Below are 23,779 nucleotides of genomic sequence, written 5' to 3'. Positions count from 1 at the left end.
CCTTGTCTTTGACCGGAATTCGCCCATGCACCCGTGGTTCGTCGGCATTGAAGACCATCCGATGCTTGTCCTCGCCGTCGTCTTCGGCGTGGCGTGCGCGGAATCGCTCGCCGTCGTGGGAACCCTCGTCCCCGCCGGCATCGTGATGTTCGCCGCCGGCGCGCTGATCGGCGCAGGCGTGCTGGACGCGTGGATGACGCTCGGCGTCGCCGCGCTCGGCGCGATCGCGGGTGACGGGATCAGCTTTGAGCTTGGCCGCCGGTATGCCGGCGAGGTGCGCACGTGGTGGGCGAAGCAAGGGCACGGCGCGGCCTGGGCGCGCGGCGAGCAATTCGCCGGCCGGCACGGCAGGAAAAGCATCATCATGGCGCGCTTCTTTGCGCCGGTGCGCGCCATCGTTCCGCTCGTCGTCGGCGCGGCGCAGATGCCGCGACGCCGGTTCTACCCGATCAATGCGGCCTCTGCGCTCGTCTGGGCACCGGTGCACATCGGTCCGGGCATCGTGTTCGGCGCATCGGCCCATCTCGCTGAAGCCGTTAGCGGCCGCCTCGCCGCGATGCTGCTCGTGCTGTCGGCGCTCGTCTGGTCGATCGTGCGACTGACGCGCGTCGCCATCCGGCACGGCGTGCCCCTCGCCCGAGTGGGCGCCCAGCGGGCGATCGCGCGTCTGAGCCGTCGGCATCCGCGCCTCGCGGCGCGGTTGTCGGGCATCTTCGGCCACGATCACCCGGAGTCGCCGATCCTGCTGGTCCTGGCGCTGCTCTTCGTCGGCGGCGTGTGGCTGTTCTTGGGTGTGCTGCAGGACGTCGTCGCGCGCGATCCGCTCATGCTCGCCGACACCGTGATCTACGGCTTCCTGCAGACGCTGCGCACGACGCCGGTCGATTATCTGATGGCGAGCCTCGTCGAATTGAGCGCCTGGGACGCCGGCTTTGCCGTGGCCGCCGCCGTGCTCGTTTGGCTCATCGCGCGGCGATCCTGGCGCACGGCGCTCTACTGGACCATCACGGTCGGCATCGCGGCCGCCGTCAGTCCCGTCCTCGGCCCCCAGGACTATGTGCGCCCGCTTGCGTGGCACGCGGGCGCGACGCACACGCCGTTACCCAGCGGCAATGCCACCTTCAACACTCTCGTATACGGATTTCTGGGCTGGCTGCTGGCCTACCGCCGGTCGCCGGCATGGCGCAACGCCGTCGCGGTCGCCATCGCCATCTGGGTCGCGCTGATCGGATTCGCCCGTCTCTACCTCGGCGAAAACTGGCTCGCGGACATTCTGGCCGGCTGGGGTCTGGGTCTCGCGTGGTTCGCGCTGCTGGCGGGCGTCTACACGCACTGGCAGGTGGATGACGACGTCCAGCCGGTGAGGCTCGCCTGCCTCGTGGCGGCGGTACTCGCGGTTTTCGGGCCGTGGACGAATCCTGGGCATCTGCGAACCACCCTCGATCAATACCGGCCGTCGGCCCGCGAAACCGTGCTCACGCTCAAGCAGTGGACCGATGGCGGCTGGCGCGCGCTCCCGGCACGCCGCACCGAACTGAGCGGCGATCAGGAAGAAGCGCTTGCGCTGCAGTGGATCGGCGACTCCGGCGCAATCGCCCATCGCCTCGAAGCAGCGGGTTGGCAAGTCGCCCCGGCATGGTCCATGCAATCTGCGTTGCTGTGGCTATCGCCCGGGACGTCCGTGGCGGCATTGCCCGTGCTGCCCAAACTGTCGGCGGGACGCGGCACGACCCTGACCTTCGTGAAGTTCGATCCGAATCGGCCGAAAGAGCGCCTCGTATTGCGGCTTTGGCGGTCCGCTTACCGACTCACGAGCGGCGGCGCCTTCGGCCGGCCAGGCGACGTCCCGGTCTGGTATGGCGCGCTCTATCCGGAAACGTTCCGGCAGCCGTGGCGCCTGCTCACGGTAGGCGCCGCCACGGCACCGCCTGACGCGGCCGCGATACCCGGTTTGCTTCCGGCGGGCTGGCAAACCTTGCCCCTCGACGCGGTCGAGAATGGCCGGACGCGGCATGTCGTACTCGTGTTGCCGGCCGCGATCCGCTCCCCCGCCCATTGAACCGCCGGCTCGCGCGCGGCCAGCCGTCGCGCCAAAGGCATGGCGCCGCGCTCGCGCGCCCTTGCGATCGGCGCGTATCGCGGACTCTCCTTGCTCGTGATGCCGGCTCGCCCCGACTGAATGCGATACCCGTCGCCTGGTTCGGAACATTGCCCGGCAGCTCGTCAACCGGCACTTCGGTCGCGAGACCGGAATCGACACGGCGGGATTGCGCCGGCCGCCCGGATCGCCGCATGCTGCGGCGCGCATCGTTCTCCGCCTGACTGACTTCCCGAATGGCGGCATTGCGACGAGCACGGCGGCCTGAAAAAAGCACACCCGGCCGATGAATATCTCGGCCATCGCTTGGTCCGGCGGCCTCGCGGCGGCCCGAAAGCCGCGTCGCGCGCGACGCTTCGACGGCCTCGATCCATCGTCGTGCGGGCAAGAACCCGGAGCGACGGCCCATCCGCGTTCCGCTGCCCCCTCCGATTTTCGTTCGATGCGAAGCCTCCGGGCGCACGACGCCGCGTCGGCCGACTTCGATGCGCGACACAACGGCTTGCCCGGATTGCACGTTCTTGCACGTTTTAATTCTTGTTTATGCACGTTATACTGCGCACATGACTGACGTCATTCCCCTTGCACGACGCGACGCGATTGCGGGCCGGCTCGCCCTTGGGCAGCCGGTGCAGGCCGCCGCGCTCGCCGCGGAATTCCACGTCTCGGAAGACGCGATCCGCCGCGATCTGCGCGCGCTCGCCGCCGAAGGCCGCTGCCGCCGCGTCTATGGCGGCGCGCTGCCGGTCACGGCGGCGTCCGCGCCGATGGCGGCCCGGATCGACGCGGCGCGCGAGCGCAAGGCGGCGCTCGCGCGCACGGCCGCGTCGCTGATCGGGCCCGGCGAGCTCTTGCTTCTCGACAGCGGCAGCACGCCTCTCGCGCTCGTCCAGTACCTGCCCGAGGATGCCGAGCTCACCGTCGCGACCAATTCGATCGACATCGCCGCCGCGGTGCTGCGCCGCGCCGACCTGAACCTGATCATGATCGGCGGCGCGGTCGACCCGACGGCCGGCGGATGCGTGGACGCCAGCGCCGTGCAGAGCGTCGCCCGCATGAACGTCGATCTCGCCTTCATCGGTGCGTGCGCGCTGTCGCCGCAGCGCGGGCTCAGCGCGTTCGGCCTCGCCGACGCGACGTTCAAGCGCGCCGTGGTCGCCGCGAGCGCGCGCTGCGTCGTGCTCGCGACCACCGACAAGCTCGCCGCGCGCGCGCCACACCGGTTCGCGACGCTCAACGAAATCGACTGCATCGTCGTCGAGCACGATCTGCCGCCCGAAGACCGCGCGGCGCTGTCGAACGCCGGCGCATCCGTCCTCACGGCCGAGCCGCCCGCGCAACCCTAACGCCCGTCATGCTTGCGGAGTCCATCGACATGTCTTCCGACCGGCCGGCTACCCGGCTCGCCACCCGTCTCGCCTTTCTTGTCGCCGGCTTCGGCGTCGCGTGCTGGGCGCCGCTCGTGCCGTTCGCGAAAGCCCGCCTCGGCGTGAACGACGGCGTCCTCGGCGTGCTGCTGCTGTGCGTCGGCCTCGGCTCGGTGATCGCAATGCTGATCACTGGGCCGCTCAGCGCGCGATACGGCAGCCGGCCGATCATCGTCGCGGGAGGCATCGCGCTGGCCGCGGTTCTGCCGCTGCTGTCCGTCGCGAACACGGCGCCCGCGCTCGGCCTCGCGCTGTTCACGTTCGGCGGCGCGCTCGGCTCGCTCGACGTCGCGATGAACGTGCATGCGATCGAAGTCGAACGCGCCGCCGCGCGGCCGCTGATGTCCGGGTTTCATGCGCTCTTCAGCGTCGGCGGCGCCGCCGGCTCCAGCTTCATGACGTTCCTGCTGTCGATGCGCATCGGCGCGCTCGCCAGCACGTTGCTGTGCGCGATTCCGATGCTCGCCGCAATCCTGTTCGCGAGCCCCAGGCTGTTGCGCGCCGCGCCGGCGGCCGAGCGGCTGCGGTTCGTGATGCCTCGCGGCGTCGTGCCGCTGCTCGCGCTCCTCGCCGCGATCACGTTTCTCGCCGAGGGCGCGCTGCTCGACTGGAGCGCGCTGCTGATCTCGAACAAGGGGCTCGTCGCCGCGGCCCGGGGAGGATTGGGCTACGTGCTGTTCTCGATCGCGATGACCGCGGGCCGCTTCGGCGGAGACGCGATCGCGACGCGCATCGGCGACCGGCCGACGATGTTCTGGGGCGGTCTTCTCGCGGTCGCCGGGTTCGTGGTTCTGCTGGCCGCGCCGGCCGCGGGAGTCGCGATGACGGGCTTCCTGCTCATCGGCCTGGGCGCGTCGAACATCGTGCCGGTATTGTTTCGACGCGCGGGCGCGCAACGGGCGATGCCCTCGGCGCTGGCCGTCACGGTCATCACGATCACCGGTTACGGAGGCCATCTGGTCGGCCCGGCCGGGATGGGCTTCGTCGCCCGCAACGCCGGGCTCGACAGCGCGTTCTGGATGCTTGCCGGCCTGCTGTGTCTCGTTCCGCTCTGCGCTCGCGTGGTGACGGCGAGCCGATAGCGGGAGGCGCCGAAACGTAACGGACTTGCGCGCGACGGCGACGGCGACGGCTGAAGGATCTTAGGCGCCGCGGCCGGAGAAGCGCCGAAGCGCGCGGCAGGCAGCCGCGCGGGTCCCGCAAGAGCCGTCGGCGGGAGCAAGGCGGCGCTTTCGCGATGTCGCCTCACCCATCGCCGTTCCGCCGCGTTATCGCCGCGCGCCGATCCGGCCGCGCACGGCCTACGCGCGTCATCGATACCTCGCCGCCCCGATGAACTGCGAGAACCGCTCGCACCAGATCACGACGGTCGTGTACGCGTCGACGTCGACGTCCTCCGCGAGCGGCACGACGAAATCGCCGAACGTCTTCAGCTCGCCGACCCGCCGCGCGCGCGACTTCACGTCGAGAAACGCCTGCTTCGACGCGACGAACTCGGGCACGAGGTAGATCTTGTAGTCGGGCCCCGGCGCGACGCGCCCTTCGAACGCAAGCGCCGCGCGCGTGACCGACAGCTTGCCGTCCGTCCAGTGCAGCGGGTCGCCGCCCGTCAGGCCGCGCTCGAAGCGGCCGGTGTGGAGCGCCCGATCGGCGATCGGGCGCAGCTCGGTCTGGGTCGCGCCCTGCTCCGCGGTCAGGATCGGCAACGCGTACACGCCGAGCGCGAAACCCAATGCAAGCGCGAGCGCGTGCGAGCCGATCCGAATCACTGCTTTCTTCATGACTTCCGTCCTCCATAGTCGAACCGATGCGCCGGACGCCCGCGAGCGGGCCCGGCACGACTACAGTCGGCGCGGCGGCCGAAATATGACAGATGGCGGAACGCGAAACCGCGCGCGGCATGCGGACGCGGCGGCCGAGCGTCGCTTCGGCGGGCGTCGGCGCACGTTCGCCGCACTGCCGGCGGCGCGCTGGCTTGATGTCCCCGCTGCCGCATCGGCCGATGCGCGCGACTGCACGGCCGCCGCGCCCGACGGCATCGCGCCGGCGATCCAGGCGGCGGGGTCCCGCCGGCTCGCCGATCGTCTTCGCCCGCGCCCGCCTCGGCCGCCGCCTGAATTGGGACGCGCAGCCGAAAGCCCCCGGCCTGCGCGGCACCGGTTCATCGCATGTGATGTGCGCGGCCACGGCCCGTGCGGCGAGCCTGCCCGCCCCGGCGCCCATGCCGACGACCGGCGAACGTGGCCCGGTCGGCGCGCGCGCAAGCCCGTGCCGGCCGGCCGCTCGGCGCGCGCTGACCGTCCGGCGCGACGCGCGCGCCGCCCGCCAACCGACACGAATTGTGCGCCGCAACGCCGAACGTGACCGAAAAGTATCGGCGGCGGATTTCTTTTGACGTAGTGAACCCGCGCCGCGAATCACTACAGTGGCTCCTGCCGTCCGCGCCGCCCGCACGACGGCTCACAAGCAGAATCAAGGAGACACTGGTGAACACGATGCGATTCCGATTCCTGTTGGCCGCCGGGCTCGCCGGCGCGTGCGTGCCGGCCGCGGCCGCGACGCAAGTCTGCAAGGTGCCGACGCTCAAGGTCCTCGCGCAGAAGAGCCTCGGCCTTTCGGTGATGGAGAAATCGCTGCCCGACTACGAGAAGACGACCGGCACCCGAATCGAGATCAGCTATTTCGGCGAGAACGACCGCCGCGCGAAATCGCGTCTCGACGCGTCGACGGGCGCGGGCTCGTATCAGGTCTATTACGTCGACGAGGCGAACGTCGCCGAATTCGCGTCGGCCGGCTGGATCACACCGCTCCTCAAGTACTACCCGAAGGAATACGACTACGACGACTTCCTGCCGGGCCGCCGCGCGGCCGCGAGCTACAAGGGCGTCGCGTACTTCGCGCCGCTCATCGGCGGCGGCGATTTCCTGTTCTACCGGCGCGACCTCCTCGACGCCGCGCACATCCCGGTGCCGAAGACGGTCGACGAGCTCGTCGCCGCGATCAGGAAGCTGAACGCGCCGCCGAAGCTGTACGGCTGGGTCGCGCGCGGCCAGCGCGGCTCGGGCATGAACGTGTGGCGCTGGGCGCCGTTCATGCTCGCGCAGGGCGGCGCATGGACCGACAAGAGCGGCCGGCCGGCCTTCAACTCGCCCGCCGCCGTGCAGGCGACCGAGCGCTACCGCGATCTCTTCAAGTACGCGCCGCCCGGCGCGGCGACCTACGACTGGAGCAACGCGCTCGAAGCGTTCCGCTCGGGCAAGGTCGCGTTCATGATCGAATCGACGCCGTTCGCCGACTGGATGGAGGACCCGTCGAAGTCGAGCGTCGCGGGCAAGGTCGGCTACGTGCGGCCGCCCGCGCCGCTGCCGTCCGCCGCTTACGGGCACGGGCTCGCGATCTCGTCGGTCGGCGCGAAGGACGACTGCACGCGGCAGGCCGCGGGCCGCTTCATCGCGTGGGCGACGAGCAAGGAGCAGGAGCAGGCGCGGCTGCGCAACGGCGTGTTCAGCGACTACAACCGAGCGAGCACGATCGGCAGCGACTACTTCAAGCAGCACGTGAAGCCGCAGATCCTCGCGGGCCTCGCCGACACGAACCCGGTGACGAAGGTGACGATCTGGGCGACGCCGCAGTGGCCCGACATCGGCGAGAACCTCGGCATCGCGCTCGAGGAGATCTTCACCGGCACGCAAACCGACGTGCGGGGCGCGCTCGACGACGCGGTGCAATACGCGAAGGACGCGATGGCGCACGGCGCGCGCAAGTGACGAAAGCGACGCGAGGCGTGCGACGGCGCGGCCGTGAGGCGACGGCACGGCGATGCGCCGGCGCGGCGACGCCGCTCCCCGTTCGCGCCGCCCCGCGCCGCCCCGCGCGCCGCCGCCGGCTCACACCGCTGCCTCGCCCCCCCGCCGCCCGCCGCCCGCCGCCCGCCTCGCAGGAGACTTCGATGTTCAATCATGGCAAGACGAGCCTGCCCTGGCTCTTTCTCGGCCCGCCGCTCGCGCTGATGGCGGTGCTCGGCCTCGTGCCGACGATCGCCGCGATCAACCTCGCGCTGAAGAACCGCGTGCTGCGCTACGCGGACAGCGACTACGTCGGCCTGCGCAACTTCGCGCGGCTCGCGTCGGACCGGCGCTTCCTGAACGCGGTCGAAGTGTCGGCGCTATGGGAAATCGCCACGGTCGCGGGCGCGGTGGCCGTCGGCATCGTGCTCGCCGTGTTCCTGTTCGAGCGCGTGCACGGCCGTTGGCGCCGCGCCGCGGTGCTGATCCTGATCGTGCCGGTGCTGCTGCCGCGCGTGTCGGCCGCGTTCATCTGGAAGTTCATGTACGCGCCGCTCACGGGCATCCTGAGCTGGCTGCTCGGCGCGTTCGGCATCTCGAACGCGGCGCTCCTCGCCGATCCGCATCTCGCGCTTGCCGCGGTCGCGCTCGTCGACGTCTGGCAATGGGGCCTCTTCTTCTCCGTCGTCGTGCTGAAGCTGCTCGAGACGCTGCCGCCCGAGCCGCTCGAAGCGGCGCGGCTCGACTACGCGTCGACGTGGCAGGTCTATGCGTACATCGCGCTGCCGATGCTCAAGGCGCCGATCATGAGCCTCGTGTTCATCAAGATGGTCGAATCGCTGCGCTCGTTCGATCTCATCTACGTGATGACGAAAGGCGGCCCCGGCATCTCGACCGAGACGCTCGACATGTACGCGTACGCGCAAGGCATCGGGCTGTCCGGCAAGGTGTCGTACGCGTCGAGCATGGCGGTGCTGATGATGGTCGCGACGACGCTCGTGTTCACGTTCATCTGGAAGCGGGTCGACAAATGGGACGACTGATGAAAGGCCTGATCGCGCGCGGCGGCACCGTCGCCGTCGGCGGCGCGATCGCGTTCGTCGCCGTGTTTCCGCTCGCGTGGGCGTTGCTCAATTCGCTCAAGCGCCTGCTCGACATCGTCACGCCGACGCCGCGCTTCATCTTCACGCCGACGCTCGACAACTACCGGCAGGTGCTCTCGAGCCCGGAGGTGCTGATCGGCCTTTTCAACAGCCTCGCGATCGTCGGCGCGGCGGTCGTGCTGGGCGCCGTGCTCGGCGTGCCCGCCGCGTACGCGATCGCCCGCTATCCGGTGCGCGGCAAGCGCGACATCCAGTTCTTCCTGCTGTCGCTGCGCTTTCTGCCGCCCGTCGCGGTGGCGATCCCGCTGATCGCGATCTGGGTCGATCTCGGGCTCTACGACACGAAGCTGTCGATGATCGTCACGTACCTGCTCGTCACGCTGTCGACGATCACGTGGCTGTCGATCCCCGTGTTCCGCCGGCTGCCGCGCGAGATCGAGGAGGCGGCCGCGCTCGACGGCTACGGGCCGTACGCGGTGTTCTGGCGCGTCGCGCTGCCGATCTGCGCGAGCACGCTGCTCGGCGGCATCGTGTTCAGCTTCGTGCTCGTCTGGAACGAGCTGATGATCGCGCTCGCGCTCACGTCGTCGCGCGCGGCGACGCTGCCCGTCGTCGCGTCCGCGTTCACGTCGCTCGGCCAGGAGGTGCCGTGGGGCGTGATCAATGCGTCCACCGTGCTGCTCGCGCTGCCGCCGCTCGTCTTCGTCGGCATGCTGAGCCGGCTGCTGAACTCGATGCTCAAAGGCCGATAGGCGGCCGCCAAGGAGAATCCGTTGAAAGCCCTCGTACTCGAAAAGGCGCGCGATCTCGCGCTGCGCGACATCGACCTGCCGCTCGAGGTCGGCCCCGCCGACGTCAAGATCCGCATCCACACGGTGGGCGTCTGCGGCAGCGACGTCCACTATTACACGCACGGCGGGATCGGCCCGTTCCGGGTCGACGCGCCGATGGTGCTCGGCCACGAGGCGTCCGGCACGGTCGTCGAGGTCGGGCGCGACGTCACGCACCTGCGCGCGGGCGACCGCGTCTGCATGGAACCCGGCGTCCCGCGCTTCGATTCGAAGGCGACACTGCACGGCCTCTACAACCTCGATCCGTCGGTGCGCTTCTGGGCGACGCCGCCCGTGCACGGGTGCCTCGCGCCCTACGTCGTGCATCCGGCGGCGTTCACGTACCGGCTGCCGCAGAACGTGTCGTTCGCCGAGGGCGCGATTGTCGAGCCGCTCGCGATCGGGCTGCAGGCCGCGAAGAAAGCGGCGATGAAGCCGGGCGACATCGCGGTCGTCGTCGGCGCGGGCACGATCGGCGCGATGACGGCGCTCGCCGCGCTCGCGGGCGGCGCCGCGCGCGTGATTCTGGCCGACGTCGTCAAGGAGAAGCTCGCGCTGTTCGCGTCGAACCGCGCGGTGACGACGGTCGACGCGAGCACGCAGTCGCTCGCCGACGCGGTCGCGCACGCGACCGACGGCTGGGGCGCGGACGTCGTGTTCGAGGCGAGCGGCAACGCGAAGGCCTATGCGGGAATCGTCGATCTGCTGTGCCCGAACGGCTGCCTCGTGCTGGTCGGCATGCCGCTCGAACCGGTGCCGCTCGACGTCGTCGCGCTGCAGGCGAAGGAGGCGCGGATCGAATCGGTGTTCCGCTACGCGAACGTCTTTCCGCGCGCGCTCGCGCTGATCGAATCCGGCGCGATCGACGTGAAGCCGTTCATCTCGCGCACGTTCCCGTTCTCGGACGGCCTGCGCGCATTCGAGGCGGCGGCGAGCGGCCAGCCGCACGACGTGAAGATTCAGATCGAAATGGATTGAGCGATGGCACGGATCGTCTGCACCGGCTTGACCAAACGTTACGACGGCGGCGCGCCCGTCCTGCATCCGCTCGATCTCGAGATCGGCGACGGCGAGTTCATCGTGCTGCTCGGCCCGTCGGGCTGCGGCAAATCGACGATGCTGCGGATGATCGCCGGGCTCGAAACCATCACGGGCGGCGAGCTCGCGATCGGCGGCGCCGTCGTCAACGATCTGGCCGCACGCGAGCGCAATGTCGCGATGGTGTTCCAGAACTACGCGCTGTATCCGCATATGAGCGTGTACGAGAACATCGCGTTCGGGCTGCGGCGCCTGAAGGTGCCCGCCGCCGAGATCGACCGGCGCGTGCGCGAGGTCGCGCGCGTGCTGAGCCTCGACGCGCTCCTCGAGCGCAAGCCGCGCGCGATGTCGGGCGGCCAGCAGCAGCGCGCGGCGATCGCGCGCGCGATGATCAAGACGCCCGACGTGTTCCTGTTCGACGAGCCGCTGTCGAATCTCGACGCGAAGCTGCGCGCGCAGTTGCGCGGCGACATCAAGCGGCTCCACCAGCGGCTGAAGACGACGACGCTGTACGTGACGCACGATCAGCTCGAGGCGATGACGCTTGCCGACCGCGTCGTGCTGATGCGCGGCGGGCGCATCGAGCAGCTCGGCACGCCGGCCGAGCTGTACAGCTGCCCGCACACCGTGTTCGCGGCGGGCTTCATCGGCACGCCGGCGATGAACTTCGCCGACGGCGCGATCGAGCGCACGGCGGGCGGCGTCGCGCTCGCGGCGGGCGGCGCGCGCTGGCCGCTCGCGGCGCGCCGCTTCGCGAGCCTTGCCGACGGCCGGCGCGTGAAGCTCGCAATCCGGCCAAACTATCTGCGGATCGCGACGGGCGCGGGCGCAGCCGCGGGCGCGCGGAACGCACCTGCGGCGTCGGGGCCGGGTGACAGGCCAAGCGCGCTCGCGCTCGAAGGCCGCGTCGAGCTCGTCGAGCTGCTCGGCGCCGAGGCACTCGTCACGTTCGACTGGAACGGCGCGCCGTTCGCGGCGCTCGTGAGCGCGCCGGCCGCCCCTGCGCTCGGCGCCGTGGTAACGTTCACGTTCGACGAGCGCGACCTGCATCTGTTCGACGCGGCCACCGGGCGCAACGTGATGCTGCCCGAGGCCGGCGCGCCCGCCAGCGCCGCACCGCCCGGCGCCGCGATGCGGCCGCCGCCGGACGCGCCGGACGCGCCGGACGCGCCGCATGGGCTCGCGATGTCGCGCTCGTGAACGTCGAGCGCCGATCCGTGCACGCGCAGGAGCGACAGATGAACCCAGACCTCGAAATCGTCCCCACCCGCCGCGACGAATCGTTTCGCGCGTGGTCGCACGACTATCCGCACACGGTCGCGAAGTGGCATTTCCATCCGGAGTACGAAATCCACCTGATCCAGGGCTCGCGCGGCAAGTTCTTCGTCGGCGACTACATCGGCGATTTCGCGCCCGGCAACCTCGTCGTCACCGGGCCGAACCTGCCGCACAACTGGATCAGCGAACTCGGCCCCGGCGAGCGCGTGCCGTCGCGCGACGTCGTGCTGCAGTTCTCGCGCGACGCGGCCGAGAAGATGGTCGCCGCGTTCGCCGAGCTGCAGCCGGTGCTCGACCTGATCGACGAAGCGTCGCGCGGCGTGCAGTTCCCGGACGAAGTCGGGCTCGCTGTCGCGCCGCTGATGGTCGAGCTCGCGAGCGCGCACGGCTGCCGGCGCGTCGAGGTGCTGATGGCGCTGTTCGACCGGCTGGCGTCGTGCGCCGCGCGCCGCCCGCTCGCGGGCCCCGGCTACCGGATCGACGCGCAGCACTACATGTCGTCGACGATCAACCAGGTGCTCGCGTATCTGCGGCAGAACCTGCCGGGCGCGCTGCGCGAGGCGGACGTCGCCGAATTCGCCGGCATGAGCGTGAGCACGTTCACGCGCTTCTTTCGCCGGCATACCGGCTCGACGTTCGTCCAGTACCTGAACCGGCTGCGGATCAACGAAGCGTGCGAATTGCTGATGTGCTCGGCGCTCAACGTCACCGACATCTGCTATCGCGTCGGCTTCAACAACCTGTCGAACTTCAACCGGCAATTCCTCGCGATGAAGGGGATGCCGCCGTCACGCTTTCGCGCGCTGCACCGGTTGAACGAGCCGCGCGAGCAGGACGCGGCGCCCGCTGCCGCGGCATCGGCATTGGCATCGGCCACGGCGGCCTTCGCGGCCACGGCCCCCGCCCCCATCGCGCGCACCGCCCCCCACTCGCACCGGAGCCTCCACCCGTGACCTTCCTCGGCATCGATCTCGGCACGTCCGAAGTCAAGGCGATCCTCACCGACGCCGATTCCGCGCCGCTCGCCACCGGCAGCGCGCCGCTCACCGTCGAGCGCCCCCATCCGCACCGGTCCGAACAAAGCCCGCAGGCATGGTGGCACGCGACGCTCGACGCGATCGCCGCCGTGCGCGCCATGCATCCGCGCGGCTTCGCCGCGCTGCGCGGGATCGGCCTGTCCGGCCAGATGCACGGCGCGACGCTCGTCGACCGCGCGGGGCAAGTGCTGCGCCCCGCGATCCTCTGGAACGACACGCGCGCCGCGGCCGAATGCGTCGAGCTTGAGGCGCTCGTGCCCGAATCGCGCGCGATCACCGGCAACATGGCGATGCCGGGCTTCACCGCGCCGAAGCTGCTGTGGCTCGCGAAGTACGAGCCCGCGGTGTTCCGCGCCGCGCACAAGGTGCTGCTGCCGAAGGACTACGTGGCGTGGCGGTTGTCCGGCGAATTCGTGTCCGACATGTCGGATGCGTCCGGCACGCTGTGGCTCGACGTCGGCCGGCGCGACTGGTCCGAGCGGATGCTCGCCGCGACCGAGCTGTCGCGCGAGCAGATGCCCCGGCTCGTCGAAGGCAGCGCCGCGGCCGCGCAGTTGCGCGACGCGCTGCGGCGCGAATGGGGCGTGAGCGGCCCCGTCACGATCGCGGGCGGCGCGGGCGACAACGCGGCGAGCGCGATCGGCATGGGCGTCGCGAACGCGGGCAGCGGATTCCTGTCGCTCGGCACGTCGGGTGTGCTGTTCGCGGGCAACGACCGCTTCGCGCCGAATCCCGGCGACGCCGTGCACGCGTTCTGCCACTGCTTGCCCGAGCGCTGGCATCAGATGAGCGTGATCCTGTCGGCCGCGGCGAGCCTCGACTGGTTCGCGAAAACGCACGACGTCGCCGTCGACACGCTGCCCGCGCTCGCCGAGCGCGCGGACGCGCCGCGCGCGCCACTGTTTCTGCCCTACCTGAGCGGCGAGCGCACGCCGCACAACGACGCGAACGCGCGCGGCGTGTTCTTCGGGCTCGCGAGCGAGCATCGCGCGGGCGACCTCGCGTATGCGGTGATGGAAGGCGTCGCGTTCGCGATGGCGGACGGCTACGCGGCGCTACGCCGCGCCGGCACGACGCTCGACGACGCGTCGTTCATCGGCGGCGGCTCGAAGAGCGCGTTTTGGGCGCAACTGTGCGCGAACGCGACGGGGCTCGCGATGCACCGGCACGCGAGCGGCGCGGTGGGCGCGGCGCTCGGCGCGGCGCGGCTCGCGCGGCTCGCGGCGACGCACGACGCGCTCGACGACGTGTGCGTCGCGCCGGCGATCGCGGAAACCTACCGGCCCGAGCCAGCCACAGCGGGCCTGCTCGGCGAGCGGCTCGAACGCTATCGGCGGCTGTATCGGGCGCTGAAGGGCGAATTCGCGGGCTGACGCTCGCATGCGTCGCGATTCCGCGCCCGCCGCGCCGCCGGACGGCTCGCGCGCGGCCCGCCAAGCCCTCGGCCATGCCCCGCGCCGTCGTCGCGAACACGGCAATCGCAAGCACAGCCGGATTCGCCGCAGCGCACGCCTGCTCGCCTCAGGCCGCCGCGCCGCGCAGGCACGCGATCCGGCCCCCGCGCGCACGCAGGCGCGCCCCCTCCCGCCCGGCGCGGCTGCGCACCCGCCGCCTGCGCCCGTACATCCGTGCCGGCCCCACGTACGCCGTGTCCCTCGGCATCGCCGCGCCGCCGTCGCGCGGCGCGCCCGCTTCAATAAACGTCTCTCGCATAACGCTTGTCCTTCGCGAGCCGCGCGACGTAGTCCGCCGCCTGCTCGTCGGTCATCCCCCCATGCCGCGCGACGATCGTCTTCAGCGCCGCGTCGACGTCCTTCGCCATGCGCGACGCGTCGCCGCACACGTAGAAATGCGCGCCCTCCTCGAGCCACGCCCACAACGCCGCCCCCTGCTCGAGCATGCGGTCCTGCACGTAGACCTTCTCCGCCTGGTCTCGCGAGAACGCGACATCGAGCCGCGTGAGGAAGCCGTCCGCGCGCATCTGCGCGAGCTCGTCGCGGTAATAGAAATCGGTGTCCGCGTGCTGCTCGCCGAAGAACAGCCAATTGCGCCCCTTCGCGCCGCGCGCGCGGCGCTCGTGCAGAAAGCCCCGGAACGGCGCGACGCCCGTGCCCGGGCCGACCATCACGATCGGCGCGTCGCCGCTCGCGGGCGGCCGGAAGTGCGCGGACTTCTGCACGAACACCGGCACGGGCGCGTCGGCCGCGCGGTCGGCGAGGAACGTCGACGCGACGCCCTTGCGCTGCCGCCGCCCGTTGCCGTAGCGCACGGCCGATACCGTCAGATGGATCTCGCCGCGATGCGCGTTCGGGCTCGACGCGATCGAGTAGAGGCGCGGCTGCAGGCGCTTGAGCATGCCGACGAGCTCGACCGCCGACAGCTCGAGCGGAAACTCGTGCAGCACGTCGGCGAGCTGCTGGCCCCACAGCCAGTGCTTCAGGTCCGTCTTGCGATCGTCGCCGAGCAGGCGCGCGAGCGCGTCGCCCGAGCGGCTGCGCGCCGCGACGAACGCGAGCGCGTCCGGATGCGGCCGCGTGATGTCGAAATGCTTCGCGAGCGCATCGGCGAGCCGCAGCTCGCCCACGCCCGCCACCGTCACCGGCGCGTCGGGCGTCAGGCGCGTCAACGTCAGCAGCTCGTCGACGAGCTCCGGGCAGTTCGTCGGCCACACGCCGAGCGCGTCGCCCGCTTCGTATTCGATCGCCGCGCCGTCCGTCGACAGCGACACGTAACGCGTATCCTTTGCCGCGCCCGGCGCGTTGAGACGCAGGTTCGCGACGAGCCGCGACGCGGCCGGACGCGTCTTCGTCGGAATCGCGCCCGACGGGATCATCCCGTCCGCCGGCACCGCATGCAGCGCCGCGTCCTCCTCCTTGATCCGCGCGATCGCGCGATCGAGCCACGCATCGGCGGCCGGCTGGAATTCGGCGTCGCAGTCCACGCGCTCGGCAAGCCGCGTCGCGCCGAGCGCCGCGAGCCGCGCGTCGAGCCGGCGGCCGTGGCCGCAGAACTGGTCGTAGTTGCGGTCGCCGAACGCGAGCACCGCATAGCGCAGCCCGTCGGCGCGCGCGGCGTCCGCCGCGTTCAGCGCCGCCCAGAATTCCTGGCCGTTGTCGGGCGCGTCGCCGTCGCCGAACGTGCTCGTCATCAACAGCGCGTACTGCGCCTTCGCGAGCGACGCGGCCGGATAGTCGGCCATGCACGCGACGCGGATCTCGAAGCCCGAGTCCATCAGTTGCGTCGCGTAGCGCTCGGTCAGCGATTCGACATTGCCTGTCTGCGATGCCCACAGCAGCACGACCTTCGGCCGCGTGCGCACGATCCGCACGCCGCTCGGCGCGCTCGACGCGTCGGCCGCGGCGATCGCTGCCGGCTGCGCGGCCGCGCGCGCATCGACGCGCGCCGCCGCACCGCCCGGCGCGCGGCTGAACAGCCCAGCGAGCAGCCCGTCCACCCACAGCCGCGTGTTCGCATCGAACGGCGCGCTCGCGGGCAGCATCGGCACGCCGGCCGCGCGCCGGCCTTCGGCCGAGCGCAGCCCGCTCACGAAGCCTGCGGCGTAGACGCGCTGCGCGTCGGTGAGCTGCGGCGCGCTCGCCGCGGCCGGAATGCCGAGCAGCGCGGCGAAGGTGTCGATGTCGGACATGTGGTGTTCCTCGGAAGCGTCGGCCTCGGCGCGGGACGCGCCATGCGCATCCGGTGCGGCGTGCGCATCGGCTTCGTGCGCATCGGCTTCGTGCGAGCCGGTTTCGTGTAATGCGGCGCGGGACGCGCGAACGCGGTCGTCCGTCTCGTCATCCGCATCGACGTCCGCGTTGCCCATCGCGTCGACGCGCGCGAGCGCGACCGCGCAGAATTTGAGTTCCGGCTGCAGCGACACCGGATCGACCGCGTCGTTCGTCACCGCGTTCACGCACAGATCGTCGCCGTAGACATCGTTCCAGTGCATCGGCGCGAAGCACGCGCCCGGCCGCACGCGATCGGTGACGACGGCGGGCAGCACCGCGCGCCCGCGCGCCGAGCGGATCTCCACCGCGTCCTTCGCGGCGATCGACAGCGCGGCCGCGTCGTCCGGATGGATCTCGACGAACGGGCGCGGATTGAGCTTGTTCAGCATCGCGACCTTGCCCGTCTTCGTCATCGTGTGCCATTGATGCTGCAAGCGCCCCGTGTTCAGCACGATCGGGAATTCGGGCGTCGGCATCTCGGCCGGCGCGACGTGCGGCCGCGCGAAGAAGCGCGCCTTGCCGGTCGGCGTCGGGAACGCGAGCGGCGGCACGCGGCCGTCGGCGAGCGTCGCGCGCGCCTGGCTCACGCCGTCGTTCAGGTAGCGGATCGGATGGCGGTCGCGCCCGTCGTGCGGCGGACACGGCCACTGCAGCGGCGCATCGCGCAGCGCCGCATGGCTCGCGCCGCGCAGGTCGTAGCCCGTCTTCGGGTTCGCGAAGCGCCGGATCTCGTCGAACACTTCGGCCGCCGAACCATAGTCGAACGCGTCGCCGTAGCCCATCTCGCGCGCCACCGCCGCGACGATCCGCCAGTCCGGCCACGCGTCGCCGGGCGGCTCGACCGCCCGCCGCATCAGCGTCAGGTTGCGCTCGGAGTTGATCATCACGCCTTCGGCTTCCGCCCACAGCGCGCCCGGCAGCAGGATGTCGGCGTAGCGGTTCGTCTCGGTGTCGAGGAACGCGTCCTGCACGATCACGACGTCGGCCGCCTGAAGCCCGGCGATCACGTTCTTGCGGTTCGCGACGGTCGCGGCCGGATTCGTGCAGATGATCCAGCACGCCTTCACGCCGCCCGCCGCCATCCTCGCGAACAGGTCGACGGTGCCGCCGCCCGCGTCCGCCCGGATCGTGCCGGCGGGCAGCCCCCAGACGTCCTCGGCGAAACGGCGGTCGTCGCCGTCGAGCGCCGAGCGCTGGCCGGGCAGCCCCGGCCCCATGTAACCCATCTCGCGGCCGCCCATCGCGTTCGGCTGTCCGGTGAGCGAGAACGGCCCGCTGCCCGGCCGGCAGATCTTGCCCGTGGCGAGATGGAGATTGCAGATCGCATTCGTGTTCCACGTGCCGTGCGTGCTCTGGTTGAGCCCCATCGTCCAGCAGCTCGTCCATTCGCGCGCGTCGCCGATCCACTGCGCGGCGAGCCGGATGTCGGCCTCGGTAAGGCCCGTGATCGCGGCGACCTTCTCGGGCGTGTAATCGCCGAGGAAATCGGGCATCGCGGCCCAGCCTTCGGTATGCGCGGCGATGAAATCCGCATCGGTCTGGCCGTTCGCGTGCAGCAGATGCAGCAGGCCGTTCAGGAGCGCGAGATCGGTGCCCGGGCGGATTTTCAGGAACAGGTCCGCCTTGTCGGCCGTCGCGGTGCGGCGCGGATCGACGACGACGAGCTTCGCGCCCGCCTTCACGCGGTCCATCATCCGCAGGAACAGGATCGGATGACAATCGGCCATGTTCGAGCCGATCACGAAAAACAGGTCCGCGCAGTCGAAGTCCTGATACGAGCCGGGCGGGCCGTCCGCGCCGAGCGACAGCTTGTAGCCGCTGCCCGCGCTCGCCATGCAGAGCCGCGAGTTCGACTCGATGTGCGGCGTGCGCACGTAGCCCTTCGCGAGCTTGTTGACGAGATACTGCGCTTCGAGCGACATCTGGCCCGACACGTAGAACGCGAGCGCGTCGGGTCCGTGCGCGTCGAGCGTCGCGCGCAGCCGGCGCGCGGTCTCGGCGATCGCGTCGGCGATCGGCACGGGCGCGGGATCGCGCTCGCGCGCGTCGCGCACGAACGCGCGCTCCAGCCGGCCCGCGTTGCGCAGCGCGACGTGCGCGGACGAGCCCTTCGTGCACAGACGCCCGAAGTTGGCCGGATGCTCGGCGTCGCCGGACACCTTGACCACCTCGCCGCCCTCGACGTGCAGCACCATCCCGCAGCCGACGCCGCAGTATGGGCACACCGTCTTCACGCTCGCGCTCGTCACGTTCGTTCGCCTCGTATCGTCGTTATCGGCCGTTTGGCGCGTTACGCCGCCGCGACCCACACGTAGCCGTCCTCGATGCGCGACGCATACGCGCTCACCGACTTGTCCGGCGCCTCGACGCACTCGCCCGTGCGCAGGTCGAAGTGATGCTTGTAGAGCGGCGACGCGACGACGATCCGCTCGCCCAGGCTGCCGATCAGCCCGCGCGACAGCACGGCGGCCTGCGAATGCGGATCGACGTTGCCGATCGCGAACGCGCGGCCGCCGTCGCCGGCGTCGACATGGAACACGGCCACCTGCTCGCCGTTGACGAGCGCGCACACGCCGGTGTTCGGCACGATCTCGTCGAGCGCGCACACGGGCGTCCAAGCGGATGCATGACGTTGGCTGTTCATCGGGATCTCCTTGCGTTGATGGGCGAAGACGGCACGCTCAGGCCGTCTCGGTTTCGGTTTGCGCTTCGTCCTCGCGCACGGCGCGCACGCCGTGCGGGCCGGCCGCATCGCGTTCGTCCGGCGTCGCCGGTCGGATCTGGCCGCGCGCCTCGACGAACGCGATCGTCGAATCGGGCGCGTCGCTGTTGACGAAATGGCGGAAGCGCCGGCGCGTCGCCGAATCGGTGACGGCCCGCTTCCATTCGCACTCATACGTGTCGACCACGTGCTGCATCTCCACCTCGAGCTCCGCCGCGAGCCCGAGCCTGTCGTGCACGACCACGTCGATCAGGTAGTCGAGCCCGCCTTCGAGGTTGTCGCGCCACACGCTCGTGCGCTGCAGGCGGTCGGCGGTGCGGATGTAGAACATCAGGAAGCGGTCGACGTAGCGAATCAGCGTCGCGCGGTCGAGATCGGCCGCGAGCAGCTCCGCGTGGCGCGGCTTCATCCCGCCGTTGCCGCACACGTACAGGTTCCAGCCCTTCTCGGTCGCGATCACGCCGATGTCCTTGCCCTGCGCCTCCGCGCACTCGCGCGTGCAGCCGGACACGCCGAACTTCAGCTTGTGCGGCGCGCGCAGCCCCTTGTAGCGATTCTCGAGCTCGATCGCGAGGCCGACCGAATCGCCGACGCCGTAGCGGCACCACGTCGAGCCGACGCACGATTTCACGGTGCGCACCGATTTGCCGTACGCATGGCCCGATTCGAAGCCGGCCGCGATCAGCGCTTCCCAGATGAGCGGCAACTGCTCGACGCGCGCGCCGAACAGGTCCACGCGCTGGCCGCCCGTGATCTTCGTGTAGAGCCCGTACTTGCGCGCGACCTGGCCGACCGCGATCAGCCCTTCGGGCGTGACCTCGCCGCCCGGCATCCGCGGCACGACCGAATAGGTGCCGTCGCGCTGGATGTTCGCGAGGTAGTAATCGTTCGAATCCTGCAGCGCCGCGTGCTCCTTCTTCAGCACGAACTCGTTCCAGCACGACGCGAGGATGCCGGCGACAGCCGGCTTGCACACGTCGCAGCCGAGGCCGCGGCCGTGCTTGCCCAGGAGCGCGCCGAACGTCTTGATCCGCTCGACGCGCACCAAGTGATAGAGCTCCTGCCGCGAATACGGGAAGTGCTCGCACAGGTGGTTGTTCACGGCGAGCCCCTGCTTCTTCATCTCCGCCTTCATCACCTGCGTGACGAGCGGCACGCAGCCGCCGCACGACGTGCCCGCGCCGGTGCAGCCCTTCAGCGCGCCGATGCTCGTCGCGCCGCCCGCGACCGCCTCGCAGAGCTGCGCCTTCGTCACGTTGTTGCACGAGCAGATCTGCGCGGCGTCCGGCAGCGCATCGACGCCGAGCGCCGGTTTCGCCGCGCCGTCCGCCGGCGGCAGGATCAGGAACTCGGGCGCCGCCGGCAGCTCGATGCGGTTCAGCATCATCTGCAGCAGCGTGCCGTAATCGGCTGCGTCGCCGACCATCACCGCACCGAGCAGTTCCTTGCCGCACCCGGACACGACGAGCTTCTTGTAGACGCCGCGGCGCTCGTCGGCGAACTGGTACGTGCGGCAGCCGGGCGTCTTGCCGTGCGCGTCGCCGATGCTCGCGACGTCGACGCCCATCAGCTTGAGCTTCGTGCTCAGGTCCGCGCCGGTGAACGCGCCGTCGCCGCCCGCGAGCCGCTGCGCGACGACGCGCGCCATGTCGTAGCCGGGCGCGACGAGGCCGAACGTCTGGCCGTTCCACGCCGCGCACTCGCCGATCGCGTAGATGTCCGCATCGCTCGTGCGGCAGTGGCTGTCGATCGCGACGCCGCCGCGCGGGCCGATCTCGAGCCCGCACGCGCGCGCGACCTCGTCGCGCGGCCGGATGCCCGCCGAGAACACGATCATGTCGGTGTCGAGATGCGTGCCGTCGGCGAACGCCATCCGGTGCGCGCCCGTCTCGCCGTCGACGATCTCGAGCGTGTTCTTGCCCGTGTGCACCTGCACGCCGAGCGCCTCGATCTTCTCGCGCAGCATCCGGCCGCCGCCTTCGTCGACCTGCACGGCCATCAGCCGCGGCGCGAACTCGACCACGTGCGCGGCGAGCCCCATGTCGCGCAGCGCCTTCGCGCACTCGAGGCCGAGCAGCCCCCCGCCGACGACGACGCCCGACTTCGCGCGCGCGCCGCACGCCTGCATCGCCTCGAGATCCTCGATCGTCCGGTAGACGAAGCAGCCGGCGCGCTCGCGGCCCGGCACGCTCGGCACGAACGGCGTCGAGCCGGTGGCGAGCACGAGCTTGTCGTACGCGAGCGTCTCGCCCGTCGACAGCGCGACCGTGCGCGCGCCCCGGTCGATCGCGACCGCCTTCGTGTTCAGCAGCAGGCGGAAGTTCGGATGACGCTCGAAAAAGCCCGGCTCGACGAGCGACAGATCGTCGGCGGACTTGCCGGCGAAGAATTCCGACAGATGGACGCGATCGTACGCGGGACGCGGCTCTTCGCAAATCACCGCGACCTGCGGCGCGACGAGCGCGCCCTGCGCGCCGGCCGCGATGCATTCGAGCAGCTTGTGACCGACCATCCCGTGACCGATGACGACGATTTTCATGATGGATGCCCTCTGTTGATTCGTGAAGCCGTTCGTTAATGCGTGAAGCCGTTCGCGGCGAGCGCGCGCTCGCGCAGCGCCGCCTCGCGCGCCTTGTGCTCGGCGCTGAACCGTACCGCGAGCGCGCAAAACGCCGAAACGGTGACGAATAGGCCTAGCAGCGTGAGCGTTTGTTCGATATCGCCGACGCCCTTCATCAGGAAGCCGGCCGCGACCGCGCCGACGTTGCCGCCCGCGCCGATGATCCCCGCGACGCCGCCCAGCGCGCGGCGATCGATGAACGGCACGAGCGCGTAGGTCGCGCCGCACGCCATATGCGTGAACAGACCGAACGCGACCATCGCGACGACGGCCACCGGCACGCTGCCCGCGTGCGCGAACCACAGCAGCCCGAGGCCTTCGCCGACGATCAGCGCGAACAGCAGCGTCGCGCGCACGTCGAGCCCGCGGCGCGCGGCGACGCGGTCCGACAGCCAGCCGCCGAGCGCGCGCGCGAAGAGCGCGAGCAGGCCGAAGATGCCGGCGGCAAGGCCCGCATCCTTCAGCGACAGCTGGAAGTGATTGACGTAATAGAGCGCGGCGATGTTGTGCATGAACACTTCGACGCCGAAGCACGCGCCGTACGTGACGAACAGCATCCACACGCGGTAGTTCGCGCACGCGGCGGCGAAGCTCGCGAAGCCGCCCTTCTTGCCGCTGTCGACCGTCACGCCGCGCGCACGCAGCGCGACGAAATCGCCCTGCGGGCAATCCTGCGTGCCGCGCCAGTAGACGATCGCCATCACGAGCATCGCGACGCCCGGCACCGCGAGCGCGGCGCGCCACGCGCACGCGTCGGGCAGCCCGAGCAGCAGCGCGGCGGCCGCCAGCAGCGGCATCGCCGCCTGCGCGGCGCCCGCGCCCGCGTTGCCCCAGCCGGCCGCCGCCGCGTTCGCGGTGCCGACGACGTTCGGCGCGAACATCACCGACGTGTGGTACTGCGTGATCACGAAGCTCGCGCCGATCGCCCCGATGCCGAGCCGGCACAGCAGGAACGTCGGGTAGTCGTGCGAGAACGTCACCGCGAACACCGGGATCGCGCCGAGCGCGAGCAGGCCCGCATAGACGCGGCGCGGGCCGAAGCGGTCGCACAGCGGACCGACGACGAGCCGCACCGCGATCGTCGCCGCGACGGCGGCGATGTTGACGTTCGCGACCTGGTCGGCGCTCAGCCTGAATTCGCGGGCGATCAGCGGCATCAGCGGCGCGCACGCGAACCACGCGAAGAAACACACGAAGAACGCGATCCACGTCAGATGGAACGCGCGCATCGGCGGGGTGCGCCAGTCGAGAAGATCGATGCGGGTGGCTTTATCGGACATCGGAGTGGTCTCACCAAACGAAAACGGCGTCCTGCGAACCCGGTCTCGAGTGACCGGATGCGTAGGACGCCGTTGCCCAGGAAGCCCGTTGCCGGGCGGATCGGTATTCGGTGCTGCGAAGCGAATCGTCGTTGAGTCGCCTGTCGATCGCTAGGCAAGTGCCGTGCCAACCGTCACAAAGCGAGACGCGGCATGGGATTGCGCCCGATTGCACCGATTTCGCGCCGCGCACCGACGATGCGCGATGAGGCAGCGAAGCACAGTTCTGGTGCGATGCAGCACTGTGCGCGTGCGACAGGCCCGCGCGGCGCCCGCGCGACGACAGGCGCCGGGACGCGCGCCGCGCATCGATCGCGACGGCGCGCGTCCGGGCTCACGCGCGGCGCGGGCCTGTGCGTCGCCGTGTTTGCGCGACACCAGCGCATGACACGAGCGCGTGACGCGGACGCGCTTGGCGCTTGGCGCGCGCCGCGCCCGAGCCGACGCGGCGGCGCGGCACGCAAGGCGGCGCGGCGAGCCAGGCGCGCCACGCGCACGCCATCGGCGGCCCGATCGCCCGCCGGGGCCGGGGCCGGCGCGCGCACGATGCGCGGCTGCGTCGCCGCCGCCCCGTGCGACACGGCGCGTGCAAGCCGTCGCCCCGCTTCCCCGAGCGGGCGACCGACGCTGGCCCGGATATTGCTCGACGCATGACGTCATCGGCAACGGCGCCGGTGGCGCATCGCAAGACTTCTTTCGGACCGCCCGCCAGCGGACGGTCCATCTGGACAACGGTGTCCCGCGCATCCGGCCGCCTCGCCGACCGGATGCGCAGGACGCCGTCCTTTTTTGGC

At 70.8% G+C, this 23,779-nt stretch carries 16 protein-coding genes; 11 read left to right on the top strand and 5 right to left on the bottom strand.

The window, feature by feature from the left end; genetic code table 11:
- Positions 1–25: 25 nt before the first annotated feature.
- The 3 genes from BTH_RS06065 to BTH_RS06055 all read left to right on the top strand — a co-directional run bounded on the left by BTH_RS06065 (position 26) and on the right by BTH_RS06055 (position 4,607).
- Positions 26–2,059, top strand: coding sequence for a bifunctional DedA family/phosphatase PAP2 family protein (locus tag BTH_RS06065; RefSeq protein WP_009896724.1), 2,034 nt, complete (start codon positions 26–28; stop codon positions 2,057–2,059).
- Positions 2,060–2,661: 602 nt separating this feature from the next.
- The gene (locus tag BTH_RS06060) at positions 2,662–3,444 is read left to right on the top strand and encodes a DeoR/GlpR family DNA-binding transcription regulator (protein ID WP_038707724.1); all 783 of its coding nucleotides are present in this window, start codon (positions 2,662–2,664) and stop codon (positions 3,442–3,444) included.
- A 29-nt stretch (positions 3,445–3,473) separates the two neighbouring features.
- Positions 3,474–4,607: an MFS transporter gene (locus tag BTH_RS06055; RefSeq protein WP_009896722.1), complete on the top strand. Its 1,134-nt coding sequence runs from the start codon at positions 3,474–3,476 to the stop codon at positions 4,605–4,607.
- A gap of 228 nt (positions 4,608–4,835) precedes the next feature.
- Here BTH_RS06055 and BTH_RS06050 read toward each other — a convergent pair whose 3' ends face one another.
- On the bottom strand, positions 4,836–5,306 hold the full coding sequence (locus BTH_RS06050) for a DM13 domain-containing protein (RefSeq protein WP_009896721.1): 471 nt from the start codon (positions 5,304–5,306) through the stop codon (positions 4,836–4,838).
- 92 nt (positions 5,307–5,398) lie between these two features.
- Between BTH_RS06050 and BTH_RS32805 the strand changes: the two genes are divergently transcribed.
- The 8 genes from BTH_RS32805 (at position 5,399) to xylB (ending at position 13,969) form a co-directional block, all read left to right on the top strand.
- Positions 5,399–5,920: a hypothetical protein gene (locus tag BTH_RS32805; protein ID WP_162465483.1), complete on the top strand. Its 522-nt coding sequence runs from the start codon at positions 5,399–5,401 to the stop codon at positions 5,918–5,920.
- A gap of 91 nt (positions 5,921–6,011) precedes the next feature.
- Positions 6,012–7,292 carry an ABC transporter substrate-binding protein gene (locus tag BTH_RS06045; protein ID WP_009896720.1) on the top strand — a complete coding sequence of 427 codons (1,281 nt, stop codon included), beginning with the start codon at positions 6,012–6,014 and terminating at the stop codon, positions 7,290–7,292.
- A 182-nt stretch (positions 7,293–7,474) separates the two neighbouring features.
- Positions 7,475–8,353 carry a carbohydrate ABC transporter permease gene (locus tag BTH_RS06040; RefSeq protein WP_009896719.1) on the top strand — a complete coding sequence of 293 codons (879 nt, stop codon included), beginning with the start codon at positions 7,475–7,477 and terminating at the stop codon, positions 8,351–8,353.
- Positions 8,353–9,165, top strand: a complete 813-nt coding sequence (locus BTH_RS06035) for a carbohydrate ABC transporter permease (RefSeq protein WP_009896718.1) — start codon at positions 8,353–8,355, stop codon at positions 9,163–9,165. Before BTH_RS06040 ends, BTH_RS06035 begins: the two co-directional genes overlap by 1 nt.
- Positions 9,166–9,186: 21 nt before the next feature.
- The gene (locus BTH_RS06030; protein ID WP_009896717.1) at positions 9,187–10,221 is read left to right on the top strand and encodes an NAD(P)-dependent alcohol dehydrogenase; all 1,035 of its coding nucleotides are present in this window, start codon (positions 9,187–9,189) and stop codon (positions 10,219–10,221) included.
- A 3-nt stretch (positions 10,222–10,224) separates the two neighbouring features.
- Positions 10,225–11,481 carry an ABC transporter ATP-binding protein gene (locus BTH_RS06025; protein ID WP_009896716.1) on the top strand — a complete coding sequence of 419 codons (1,257 nt, stop codon included), beginning with the start codon at positions 10,225–10,227 and terminating at the stop codon, positions 11,479–11,481.
- A gap of 38 nt (positions 11,482–11,519) precedes the next feature.
- Positions 11,520–12,512: an AraC family transcriptional regulator gene (locus tag BTH_RS06020; protein ID WP_011401177.1), complete on the top strand. Its 993-nt coding sequence runs from the start codon at positions 11,520–11,522 to the stop codon at positions 12,510–12,512.
- Entirely contained in the window at positions 12,509–13,969 is a 1,461-nt protein-coding gene (gene xylB / locus BTH_RS06015) for a xylulokinase (protein WP_009896714.1), read from the top strand. Before BTH_RS06020 ends, xylB begins: the two co-directional genes overlap by 4 nt.
- Positions 13,970–14,289: 320 nt before the next feature.
- On the opposite strand, the gene BTH_RS06005 is transcribed toward xylB, so the two are convergent.
- Genes BTH_RS06005 through BTH_RS05990 form a run of 4 tightly spaced genes read right to left on the bottom strand, consistent with a single transcriptional unit; the run spans position 14,290 to position 22,946 of the window.
- Positions 14,290–18,573: a bifunctional nitrate reductase/sulfite reductase flavoprotein subunit alpha gene (locus tag BTH_RS06005; protein WP_009896713.1), complete on the bottom strand. Its 4,284-nt coding sequence runs from the start codon at positions 18,571–18,573 to the stop codon at positions 14,290–14,292.
- Between the two features lie 41 nt (positions 18,574–18,614).
- A complete protein-coding gene (nirD, locus tag BTH_RS06000) occupies positions 18,615–18,968 on the bottom strand; it encodes a nitrite reductase small subunit NirD (RefSeq protein WP_009896712.1) in 354 nt (117 codons plus the stop codon).
- Between the two features lie 37 nt (positions 18,969–19,005).
- The gene (gene nirB, locus BTH_RS05995) at positions 19,006–21,585 is read right to left on the bottom strand and encodes a nitrite reductase large subunit NirB (RefSeq protein ID WP_009896711.1); all 2,580 of its coding nucleotides are present in this window, start codon (positions 21,583–21,585) and stop codon (positions 19,006–19,008) included.
- Positions 21,586–21,620: 35 nt separating this feature from the next.
- Positions 21,621–22,946: an MFS transporter gene (locus tag BTH_RS05990; RefSeq protein ID WP_009896709.1), complete on the bottom strand. Its 1,326-nt coding sequence runs from the start codon at positions 22,944–22,946 to the stop codon at positions 21,621–21,623.
- Positions 22,947–23,779 lie beyond the last annotated feature (833 nt).

Source organism: Burkholderia thailandensis E264, assembly GCF_000012365.1.
In the GTDB taxonomy this organism is placed as follows: Bacteria; Pseudomonadota; Gammaproteobacteria; order Burkholderiales; family Burkholderiaceae; genus Burkholderia; species Burkholderia thailandensis.
This window is presented reverse-complemented; position numbering and strand designations above follow the sequence as displayed.